Here is a 10,826-nt window from a genome sequence, read left to right as displayed (position 1 = left end):
CCAACCTCTTCGGATTGACAGACGAGGATATCTATGATGCTATTATAAACAGGTCTGAAGAGATCAAGCATGTTTTTGATATTTACAAATTAAAACTGGCAAGTTGAACTTGCGAAACTTAAATAAAGGATATAATTTTAAAAATAACCTTTATTTCTGGAAGAATAAAGGTTATTTTTTTTATTCATTCTATTTTCGGAAAGGAGGTTTTACGACCTGCGCTTTCAATGATTTATTTCTTACTTTAATCATTATTTCTGTTCCGATTTTAGCAAATTCAGGCTTTACGTATCCCATGCCGATACCTTGTTTAAGAACAGGAGACATCGTTCCGGAAGTAACCGTGCCAATCACCGTATCATTCGTATCCACTATTTCATAACCATGACGAGGAATCCCTTTTTCTACCAATTCAAAGGCACATAGTTTGCGCGTTACGCCCTCTTTCTTCTGACGTTCTAACTCTGCGCGACTTGGGAAATCTTTTCCATCCACAAATTTGGTGATCCAGCCTAATCCGGCTTCTATCGGAGATGTCGTATCATCCAAATCATTTCCATACAAACAGAATCCCATCTCCAGACGAAGAGTATCACGGGCTCCAAGTCCAATAGGCTTAATACCTTCCGGTTTTCCAGCCTCGAAAACAGCATTCCAGATCGTCATTGCATCGGCGTTATAGAAATAGAGTTCAAAGCCTCCTGCACCGGTATAGCCTGTGTTGGAAATTATCACCTCTTTACAACCGGCAAAATCGCCCGTCACAAAGGAATAATAAGGTATAGAAGATAAATCAACCGAGGTAAGCCGTTGAAGCACTTCCTGAGCTTTAGGGCCCTGAATAGCCAACTGTCCTGTTTTATCAGAAGCATTTTCCAATATTGCACCAACCTTATTATGGCTCACACACCAATCCCAATCTTTAGCGATATTTCCGGCATTAACTACCAGTAAATACTTTTCCGATTCGTAGTGATAGACCAATAAATCATCTACAATACCTCCTTTTTCATTTGGAAAACAAGTATATTGCGCTTTTCCAAGAGGAACAACAGATGCATCATTTGATGTTATTGACTGAATGAAGGCAAGGGCATTAGGGCCTTTCACCCAGAATTCTCCCATATGCGACACATCAAACACCCCCACACTATTACATACGGTCAGATGTTCGTCAATAATACCACTGTATTCAATCGGCATATTAAAGCCGGCAAACTCGTGCATCTTAGCTCCTAAGGAAATATGCACATCGGTAAACGGTGTAGTCTTCATGTTCTTTTGTTTAAGATTTATGTGTTAATAGCTCTGCTATTTTTATGATTGTTTCCATGCTCTTACGCAATGAAGGAACCGGTAGAAATTCATACCGTCCGTGAAAATTATGCCCTCCGGCAAAGATATTCGGACAAGGTAACCCCATAAAAGACAATCGGGCGCCGTCTGTTCCTCCGCGAATTGGTTTTACAATCGGCTTTACCCCTACTGCCGTCATTGCTTCAAAAGCCAAATCTACGATATATTTTTTAGGTTCGACCTTCTCTTTCATATTATAATATTGATCACGCAATTCCAAAGTCGTACTATTCGGATATTTTGTATTGAGCTTATCAACCAAAGATTGCAGAAGTTCTTTTTTGTCTTCAAATAACGCGCGATCATGGTCACGCACAATATAAGACAGAGAGGCTGATTCCACCGAGCCGTTCATTTGTATCAGATGGAAGAAGCCCTCATATTTTGTCGTATGCTCCGGTCGTTGGTCGGCAGGCAATAAAGAAGCATATTCAAGAGCAAGCAAAGAGGCATTTATCATCTTGTCTTTTGCTGTTCCGGGGTGCACATTCAATCCCTTAAAACTAATCTTTGCGGCGGCGGCATTAAAATTCTCATATTCCAATTCGCCGATTTGTCCACCGTCAATTGTATAAGCCCATTCGCAACCAAACTTTTCCACGTCAAAGTGATTGGCTCCTTGTCCTATTTCTTCATCCGGCGTAAAACCAATTCTTATCTTTCCATGTTCTATTTCCGGATGATTCCTGAGATAGGCCATAGCTGAAATAATAGCAGAAACACCCGCTTTATCATCTGCACCAAGTAATGTTTTGCCATCGGTAACAACAATATCCTGTCCGATATAATCGTTTAGTTCCGGAAACATATTCGGAGACAATACGATATGATCCGTTTCATTTAATAAAATATCTCCGCCGGTATAGTTCACCACCTTCGGGTTCACATTCTTTCCCGATAAATCCGGACTGGTATCTAAATGAGCAATAAAACCAATCACCGGAACTTGTTTTGTTGTATTAGCCGGAAGAGTAGCCATAATATAGGAACGTTCGTCCAACGAAATATCTTCCAAGCCTATTTCTTCTAATTCTTTCACTATTTGCCTGGCAAGAATAAGTTGCCCGGGAGTACTCGGCGTTACACCGCTTTCTTCATTCGATTCAGTATCGAACTTCACATATCTTAAAAATCTTTCTAAAGGGTTCATAGCTTTATCCTATTAAAAATAACTATTTGCATTATAACAATGTGTACAAACACATTCGGACGGCAAACCAATAGACTCAATCAAATCCTCTACTGTATTAAACCTCAAGGTAGTGATATTTAACTTTTTCCGAATACACTCCACCATATTGCGGTACTCCGTTGTACCGGTAGTCGCATATTTTTCCAGATTTTTCTCATCATCACCCTCCAATTCTTTAACAATACGACGGGCGATTAGTTCCAATGCAGACTTAGAAGCAGAGAATCCGATAAACGGACAAGCATGAAGGATAGGAGGACAGCCGATACGCATATGTACTTCTTTCGCCCCATAACCATAGAGAATATTCACATTATCCCGTAATTGAGTTCCACGAACAATTGAATCATCACAAAAGACCACACGCTTCTCACGCAACAAATGTTTATTCGGAATTAACTTCATACGGGCTACAAGGTTACGTACTTCCTGATTGGATGGAGTAAAACTACGTGGCCAGGTTGGAGTATATTTCACAATCGCTCTGCGGTAAGGTATCTTTTTCTGCTCTGCATATCCCAAAGCCATCCCAATACCGGAATCCGGAATACCCGATGCAAAATCAGCATCCACATCATCCCGTCGCGCCATCGCCATACCACTGGCATAACGTGCGGCATCCACGTTTACTCCTTCATATTCAGAAACCGGATAGCCGTAATAAACCCAAAGAAAAGAACAAACCTGCATCTTCTTTCCCGGTTCACGCAGTTGCGTCATCTTCTCAGACGTTAAATGAACAATTTCGCCCGGCCCTACATTATAATAATGTTCGTATCCTAAATTAGGAAAGCTGCAAGGTTCACTTGATGCCGCAAAAGCATCTTCTTTTTTTCCAATAACCAAGGGTGTTCTTCCGTATTTATCCCGAGCGGCAATAATTCCGTCTTCCGTTAGAACCAACATGGAACATGAACCTTTTATTTTCTCATGCACAATCTCTATTCCTTCCTTAAACGTCTTCCCCTCAGATATCAGCAAAGAGATCAATTCCGTTTGGTTAATATTACCCGAACTCATTTCCGAAAAATGCTTTCCTTTCTCTAAAAGTTCTTTTTCAAGCTCTCCCAGATTATTAACCTTTGCAACTGTAACAACTGCATACTTACCCAAATGAGAATTAATAAAAATTGGTTGAGGATCAGTGTCACTAATAATACCTATTCCGGAATTACCTTTAAACTTATCTAATTCACTTTCGAAACGAGGTCTGAAATACGAATTTTCCAAATTGTGAATAGATCTATTAAAAACGCCCTTGTGAAGTGTAACTAAACCTCCTTTTTTTGTTCCTAAGTGAGAATTGTAATCCGTACCATAAAACAGGTCGATAGAACAAGGAGATTTAGAAATCGTACCGAAAAAACCGCCCATTGTTGTTGTTTATATATTATGTAATTAATTATTCACAAAGTTAACAGAATATTCTATGCTTTAATACCAATTAAAGACAAAGCAATCGGATACGTATTACCTTTTCTTACCGATCTTTATCTTCACTTTTTCCTTAAATTACATTTTTTAACAACAAGAATATGAAAGAAATCCAGACACTTAGAAAAAACTATGAGGTTCCTGATGATTTTTCATTTGCATTGTAAAGAAAAATATCTACTTTTGCAGCCGGGTAAGTCCTACACGGCATGCTCCCTCGGAATCCCCCAGGGCTTGACCGCAGCAAGGGTACTTGGTTGTAGCGGCGCGATGTAGCAAGCTTACCCACCTGCCTCTTTAGCTCAGTTGGCCAGAGCACGTGATTTGTAATCTCGGGGTCGTTGGTTCGAATCCGACAAGAGGCTCAGAAAAGCTGTCCGACACGGATGGCTTTTTTCATATCCCCCCCTCTCCTTCCACCCCTTGTAAACTTTATGAAAGCTATATTGTTTCTATACAGAACAATTAATTTTCGTAACGACAGTGTTCGTCATAAATTTAAGAAGTATATTTGCCAATTCAAACAGACCCATTAGAATAGGAATGAATCAAACAAAAAATTTAGTTAAAACATTGATAAACGGCTTGCAGGAAAAGAAAGGCAAGAAGATTGTAACAGTAGATATGAGCCACCTCTCCGGTGCCATATGTCAATTCATGATTATCTGTGAAGGAAATACGCCTACACAAGTTGCGGCATTATCAGACTCGGCCTGGGATTTCGCACGCAAAGAAGCAGGAGAAAAACCATTATCCGTAGATGGGAAACAGCAGGCGGAATGGATCGGTATGGATTATGGCACAGTTCTTGTTCATATCTTTCTGCCGGAAAAACGGGAGTTCTATAATTTGGAAACATTATGGTCTGACTCAAAAGTCACCAGCATTCCTGATTTGGACTGATTTTCTCATAATACATCGTTGATACGTTTATGAATAAAAATAAGAATATGTTTAATAAGCCTTCAAAAGATAATAAACAAAAAATGTTTCGCTTCAACATCTATTGGATGTATGGGCTTATATTTATAATGTTAGGAGCACTTTATTTTATAAGTGACTCTTCAGTGACTAAAGAAATAGGCTGGACAGAGTTTCAAAAGTTTGCTCAGGAGAATTCCTTTGAAAAGATTACAGTTTTCAACAAAAAAAACTTATTGGAGGCTACTGTAAAAAGCGATAAGGTCAAAGAAGTCTTTTCTGAAAATGCAGACAAGCTTGGTTCTTCTCCTAAAATATTAGTAAAGATCCCTTCATCAGACAAATTCTCGGATTTTTATGACAGAACGGTTAAGGAAAACAATATCGACACACAAATAAGATATGAAGAGGGAGAAGATGCTTTTCTTAATTTCTTTATATCATTAGCGCCTTGGATACTATTCATATTCCTCTGGATATTTATTATGAAACGTATGTCCGGTAACGCAGGAGGCGGCCCCGGTGGTGTATTTAATGTAGGAAAGGCGAAAGCTCAACTGTTTGATAAAGATAATGATCATAAGGTTACTTTCCAGGATGTCGCCGGGTTATCAGAAGCCAAACAGGAAGTTGAAGAAATCGTCTCTTTCCTTAAAAATCCCGGAAAATACACAGAACTTGGAGGTAAAATACCGAAAGGAGCCTTACTTGTAGGACCTCCGGGAACAGGTAAAACGCTGCTTGCTAAAGCTGTGGCAGGTGAGGCAAATGTGCCGTTCTTCTCTCTATCCGGTTCGGATTTTGTTGAAATGTTTGTTGGTGTTGGAGCATCGCGTGTACGTGATTTATTCCGTCAGGCAAAGGAGAAAGCCCCTTGTATTGTCTTTATCGATGAGATCGACGCTGTTGGACGTGCGCGTGGTAAAAATGCGAATATGAACAGCAACGACGAGCGAGAAAATACACTGAATCAATTACTGACAGAAATGGATGGATTTGGTTCTAACAGTGGCGTAATCATCCTTGCGGCAACAAACCGTGCGGATGTCTTGGACAAGGCACTTCTCCGCGCAGGACGTTTTGACCGTCAGATACATGTAGAACTGCCCGATTTAAATGAACGAAAAGAAATCTTCGGAGTACATTTACGTCCAATCAAAATAGACAATAGCGTTGATGCGGAATTCATGGCAAGACAAACCCCGGGATTCTCCGGAGCCGACATAGCCAATGTATGTAATGAAGCCGCGTTAATAGCCGCACGTAATGGCAAAAGTTTTGTTCAAAAGGAAGATTTTATGAATGCAGTAGATCGTATAGTCGGCGGTTTGGAAAAACGGACTAAGATTACAACTGCGGAAGAGCGAAGAAGTATAGCCTTTCACGAAGCAGGGCATGCAACTCTTAGCTGGTTACTGGAACACGCCAATCCATTGGTAAAGGTTACGATCGTACCGCGTGGAAAAGCTTTAGGTGCAGCTTGGTATCTGCCTGAAGAGCGACAGATAACAACGAAAGAACAGTTGTTGGATGAAATGTGTGCGACCTTAGGCGGACGTGCTGCTGAAGAAATCTTTCTTGGTAAAATTTCGACAGGTGCATCCAATGATTTGGAAAGAGTAACCAAACAAGCTTTAGCTATGGTTATTTACTTTGGCATGAGCGAAGCTTTACCTAATATTAATTATTATGATTCTACAGGTCAGGAATGGGGGTTCACAAAACCATATAGTGAAGAAACAGCCAGACTGATCGATACCGAAGTACAAAAGATCATCAATGAACAATACGCACGGGCAAAACAAATTTTGTCGGAAAATTCAGAAGGACATAATAAGCTTGCGACAGTACTGTTAGAACGAGAAGTGATCTATACAGAAGATGTAGAACATATTTTCGGAAAACGTCTTTGGGTATCCCGCAGCGAAGAAATATTAGAACAACAAGAAAAGAAAACCAACGCTCCCAAGGAAGAGCAGCCAGACCATCCTGTTGAAGAAAAAGCTGCGGAAACAACCGTAGAGGAAAAAGAAGAATAAGTTTCATCCATAAAACTCAGTAACCTTGAAAAATCTGATAATCCGTGCATTTACCGGGCTAATATTCGTAGTCGTCATCATTAGTGGCATATGGTATAGTGCATATACTTTTCTCGTGCTATTCGGTATAATCACCGGGCTTACTGTATGGGAATTGTACGGATTATTATATGGAAAAGGAACAAACCTGATTAAACGCAGTACACAGGTTTTAGGAGGAGTATATCTTTTTGCTTCCACTTTTATGTATAATTACGGAATTGCTAATGAAGATATATTTCTGCCCTATTTGTTATTCGTCCTGAGTATCTTTATTATGGAACTTTATTACAAAGCAGAGAACCCTATCAGCAACTGGGCAAACCTTCTTTTCATTCAAATTTACGCAGCCGGATCATTTTCATTATTGAATTTAGTCGCTATAGAAGGTGGAAACTATTCTGTAATTCCATTATTTGCCATATTCGTTTTTGTATGGATTAATGATACCGGAGCTTATTTAGTAGGTTCCACTATTGGGAAAAGACGGTTGTTCGAACGCATTTCTCCAAAGAAATCATGGGAAGGCTTTTTGGGAGGAATAACATTTGTATTATTAGTCGCCTATTGGGCATCGTGTTATTTTGTAGAGATTTCATGGTACAATTGGTTAGGTCTTGCTTCAACCATTGTTGTATTTGCAACTTGGGGAGATCTGACGGAATCTTTATTGAAAAGAACATTAAAAGTGAAGGATTCGGGCAATATACTGCCAGGTCATGGCGGAATTCTTGACAGATTTGACAGTATCATCATGGCAGTTCCTGCCGCCTATATTTATTTAGAGCTATTTATTCGAAATTAAAAGTAAGCACAATCATTCGTGATGTAGCTTTCGAAAGAGCATTGGTATATTTGATCGTTTCCGTATCATTTAAATCTTCACGATTCTTCTCCAGCAAGTCAACAAGACCAAAGCTAAACTTCAATTCCGGACATAACTTAAAGTACGGCAAATAAAGATCACATCCAAAACCGATCTCAACACCAAAGTCTGCTCCTTTCAACAATATCGGATTTCCTTTCTTTCTGCCCAGATCAAAAGCCCCGTAAACACCTCCATAAAGATAAGGCCTGTAATTATTCAATCTTACCGCAGTATATTTCACACCTAACGGAAAACTAAGATAACTGGAACGGACATCCGTAGTAAAAGTCTCTTGTGTGCTCTGTTCGATATATGTTATTTTTTTATCTCCAAAATGCAAAGAGGGAGTAAAGCGAAGGTTCATATACGGATTCATGAACATATCTCCTATCACACCGACACTAAATCCGGGAGAATACGAAGGTACTTCGGCAAAAAGAATCTCACCATTTTCGGATACACCCGTATTCGTCAGGATAAGATCCTGAGCATGGATTCCGACATGAAAGCCAAGATGAAACATTTTAAAATCAGCGTATGGCTGATTTTTAGGTCGTTCTCGTTGAGCCAAAGCCAATACTGAAACCAAACAACCTAAACTTATGAATAAAAACAGACGTTTCAATTTTCCCACTATTTTTATTACTATAACGAAGAACGAATAAACTTATTGCAATAACTCGGAAGTATGCGAAAATTAAAAGGTTTATGTTTTTTTACTACAAATATTTATAATATTTTTGCAGGAACTAATGGTGTTTAATTTAAACGTTTAGAAAATGGCTTACGTAATTAGCGAAGATTGTATTGCGTGTGGAACTTGCATAGACGAGTGTCCTGTATCTGCAATATCAGAAGGGGATATTTATCATATTGATCCTGAAATGTGTACTGATTGTGGAACTTGCGCGGATGTATGTCCAACTGAAGCAATCCACCCTGCAGATTAAAATTGAAAAAGTACATTATCAATGTAAACAACAAGCGGCTTACTCTTTATAGAACAAGCCGCTTGTTGTTTTATTTTTAGTTAAACTCAAAATTCGATATCAAGCTTAATATCTCCGTCTTCTTCTGTTTTCTTATCAGTCGGTTTTTTTTCGTCTTCCTTTTCTATACCGTGTTCTTTTATAAAAGAGATAACATCCGTCATCCCATCCATAAATTTCTGAAAATCTTCTTTATACAAAAAGATTTTATGCTTTTCAAAAGAAACATTCCCTCCATCACGGGATTGTATCTTTTTGCTTTCCGTTATAGCTAAAAACAAATCATTCTTAAGATTCTTCTTAACATCCAAATAGTAAATCCGTTTCCCTGCCTTTATGGCTTTAGAATAAACTATTTCCTTATCCCCACTTTCAACATAAGTTTTCTTAATTGAATCTTCCATATCTGCAAAAATTACTGTAAACACTCTCTCATTTACTAAATACTGGTTCAAATATGTACATTTTTTTTAAAATATACACTATTTTAGATGAGTAAAATAATACATAACACACACAAAATTAAAAAATTACAGAACTATATATATTTATTTAATCCTATAAACAGCCTTATTCACAAAAGAATAATTAAATTTGCAGCCTTATTTAATAAATTAAAAGAAGCTCCTTCAAACAATGATCAACAGAATTTTAATCCGTATTAAAGTTTTACAGATAATATACGCTTATTATCAAAACGGAAACAAAGACCTGAAAACTGCGGAAAAAGAATTACTATTCAGTTTACAAAAGTCGTACGACTTATATCATTATTTTCTTCTCCTGCTCATAGACATCACGAATCTTCAAAAACGTATTTTAGACAATCGCAGGCATAAATATATGCCGACAGAAGAAGAGTTGAATCCTAACACGCGATTTATCAACAACCGATTTATTGCGCAGCTTGAAGAAAACACAGATCTTAAAGCGCAGATATCCGAGAATGGAATATCGTGGAGTAACGATGCCGATTTTATTAAGGATGCATTAGAGCTTATTCTTAATTCGGATATTTATCAGGAATATATATCCAACGAAGAAGATTCGTATGAGGTAGATAAAGAGTTCTGGAGACAGGTATTTAAAAAGATTATCTGTACAAACGAAATGGTAGAAGATTACCTGGAAGACAAAAGCATCTACTGGAATGATGATATAGAAATAGTCCAGACCTTCACTTTGAAAACAATAAAAAAGTTTGAAGAGAGCAATGGAGCAAATCAACCACTTCTTCCCATGTTCAAGGATGAAGAAGATCGCGAATTTGCCGTATTATTATTCAGACAAACCTTGTTGAAAGGGGTTGAGTACCGCGAACGTATAAGTCGTCATATGAAAAACTGGGAAACAGAACGAATCGCAAATATGGACCTAATAATAATGCAGGTGGCTCTGGCAGAAATCACGTCTTTCCCCTCGATCCCAATTAACGTTACGCTAAATGAGTACATAGACATTGCTAAATACTACAGCACTCCAAAGAGTGGTGTCTTTATCAATGGTATTCTTGATTCAATTGTCTCCGAGTTAAAAAAGGAGAACTTGTTATTTAAAGATTAATTATTATCATTACATTTGCAAATATCTGAATTTGATAAAACAATAAACAAGTAAATATGAACTTATTAATTATCTTACAAGCTGCTGGGGGACAATCTCAGATACCTGGAATTATTATGATTGTAGCAATGGTTGCAATCTTCTATTTTTTCATGATTCGTCCGCAACAAAAAAAGCAAAAAGAAATTCAAAAAGCGCGTGAAGCATTACAGACTGGTGATCGAGTGATCACATCTGGTGGAATCTATGGTAAAATAAAAGAAATCGGTGATGTTTATATGATTATAGAAATTGCTGATGGTGTAAAAATAAAAGTAGATAAAACCTCAGTCTTCGCTTCTTCTGAAGACGCAAAATAATACAAACGAATATGCCGCGACTTGAGGAAAACGAAAGTATCAAGTCTGTCCAGAGAAAGATTAAAG

11 protein-coding genes and 1 tRNA gene are annotated in these 10,826 nt (G+C 38.1%); 7 read left to right on the top strand and 5 right to left on the bottom strand.

The features are described 5' to 3' along the window. Window positions 1-189: 189 nt before the first annotated feature. From gcvT to PHT93_RS02020, 3 genes are read right to left on the bottom strand one after another with little or no spacing between them, the layout of a single operon-like run. Entirely contained in the window at window positions 190-1,275 is a 1,086-nt protein-coding gene (gene gcvT, locus PHT93_RS02030; RefSeq protein WP_300238861.1) for a glycine cleavage system aminomethyltransferase GcvT, read from the bottom strand. A gap of 10 nt (window positions 1,276-1,285) precedes the next feature. After that, a complete protein-coding gene (pepT, locus tag PHT93_RS02025) occupies window positions 1,286-2,506 on the bottom strand; it encodes a peptidase T (RefSeq protein WP_300238858.1) in 1,221 nt (406 codons plus the stop codon). Between the two features lie 12 nt (window positions 2,507-2,518). Continuing rightward, the gene (locus PHT93_RS02020; RefSeq protein ID WP_300238855.1) at window positions 2,519-3,922 is read right to left on the bottom strand and encodes an amidophosphoribosyltransferase; all 1,404 of its coding nucleotides are present in this window, start codon (window positions 3,920-3,922) and stop codon (window positions 2,519-2,521) included. 351 nt (window positions 3,923-4,273) lie between these two features. Between PHT93_RS02020 and PHT93_RS02015 the strand changes: the two genes are divergently transcribed. From PHT93_RS02015 to PHT93_RS02000, 4 genes are all read left to right on the top strand, one after another. Next, window positions 4,274-4,347: transfer RNA gene (locus PHT93_RS02015), tRNA-Thr, on the top strand. Between the two features lie 178 nt (window positions 4,348-4,525). Further along, on the top strand, window positions 4,526-4,885 hold the full coding sequence (gene rsfS / locus PHT93_RS02010) for a ribosome silencing factor (protein WP_300238853.1): 360 nt from the start codon (window positions 4,526-4,528) through the stop codon (window positions 4,883-4,885). 47 nt (window positions 4,886-4,932) lie between these two features. Further along, window positions 4,933-6,942 carry an ATP-dependent zinc metalloprotease FtsH gene (gene ftsH, locus PHT93_RS02005; protein WP_300238850.1) on the top strand — a complete coding sequence of 670 codons (2,010 nt, stop codon included), beginning with the start codon at window positions 4,933-4,935 and terminating at the stop codon, window positions 6,940-6,942. 25 nt (window positions 6,943-6,967) lie between these two features. Continuing rightward, window positions 6,968-7,786: a phosphatidate cytidylyltransferase gene (locus PHT93_RS02000; protein ID WP_300238847.1), complete on the top strand. Its 819-nt coding sequence runs from the start codon at window positions 6,968-6,970 to the stop codon at window positions 7,784-7,786. Here PHT93_RS02000 and PHT93_RS01995 read toward each other — a convergent pair. Then, the gene (locus PHT93_RS01995) at window positions 7,773-8,474 is read right to left on the bottom strand and encodes a porin family protein (RefSeq protein WP_300238871.1); all 702 of its coding nucleotides are present in this window, start codon (window positions 8,472-8,474) and stop codon (window positions 7,773-7,775) included. The genes PHT93_RS02000 and PHT93_RS01995 overlap by 14 nt on opposite strands. 154 nt (window positions 8,475-8,628) lie before the next feature. Here PHT93_RS01995 and PHT93_RS01990 point away from each other — a divergent pair, with 154 nt between their 5' ends. Beyond that, window positions 8,629-8,799 carry a 4Fe-4S binding protein gene (locus PHT93_RS01990; RefSeq protein WP_300238845.1) on the top strand — a complete coding sequence of 57 codons (171 nt, stop codon included), beginning with the start codon at window positions 8,629-8,631 and terminating at the stop codon, window positions 8,797-8,799. An 86-nt stretch (window positions 8,800-8,885) separates the two neighbouring features. Here the strand turns inward: PHT93_RS01990 and PHT93_RS01985 are convergent, their stop codons facing one another. After that, entirely contained in the window at window positions 8,886-9,242 is a 357-nt protein-coding gene (locus PHT93_RS01985) for a DUF3276 family protein (protein ID WP_300238843.1), read from the bottom strand. A gap of 232 nt (window positions 9,243-9,474) precedes the next feature. On the opposite strand from PHT93_RS01985, the gene nusB reads away from it, so the two are divergent. Next, window positions 9,475-10,401 carry a transcription antitermination factor NusB gene (gene nusB / locus PHT93_RS01980; RefSeq protein ID WP_300238841.1) on the top strand — a complete coding sequence of 309 codons (927 nt, stop codon included), beginning with the start codon at window positions 9,475-9,477 and terminating at the stop codon, window positions 10,399-10,401. A 56-nt stretch (window positions 10,402-10,457) separates the two neighbouring features. Further along, window positions 10,458-10,760 (top strand): preprotein translocase subunit YajC, encoded by a 303-nt coding sequence (gene yajC / locus PHT93_RS01975; RefSeq protein ID WP_300238839.1) that lies wholly within the window; start codon window positions 10,458-10,460, stop codon window positions 10,758-10,760. Window positions 10,761-10,826 lie beyond the last annotated feature (66 nt).

The sequence above is a fragment of the Massilibacteroides sp. genome (assembly GCF_028705895.1).
Taxonomy (GTDB): domain Bacteria; phylum Bacteroidota; class Bacteroidia; order Bacteroidales; family Tannerellaceae; genus Massilibacteroides.
Note: the sequence above shows the minus strand (reverse complement) of the source record. Positions and strands in the feature narration are given on the sequence as shown.